The 248-nt window shown below is 67.7% G+C and carries 1 pseudogene; it reads left to right on the top strand.

Annotation, left to right across the window (positions count from 1 at the left end):
- Positions 1-67: 67 nt before the first annotated feature.
- A pseudogene (locus IEY89_RS37970) lies at positions 68-248 on the top strand (IS1182 family transposase); the annotation flags it as partial.

The following is a 248-nucleotide window of genomic DNA, read 5'->3' on the forward strand; positions in this document are numbered from 1 at the left end:
ACACATCATCAGCTGGAAGGGGTTCTCCGCTCACCTGACCGAGACCTGTGCTCCCGACGGCCCCAACGTGATCACAGACGTGGCCACCACCGCGGCCACCACCCACGACAGCAAGGTCCTGCCCGGCATCCACACCCGCCTCTCCAGCCGCGGACTCCTGCCCGCCGAGCACCTGGTCGACGCCGGCTACACCTCCCTGCCCCACCTGGAACAAGCCACCCGTGAACACCAGGTCACCGTCTCCGGAC

The sequence above is a fragment of the Streptomyces lacrimifluminis genome (assembly GCF_014646095.1).
In the GTDB taxonomy this organism is placed as follows: Bacteria; Actinomycetota; Actinomycetes; order Streptomycetales; family Streptomycetaceae; genus Streptomyces; species Streptomyces lacrimifluminis.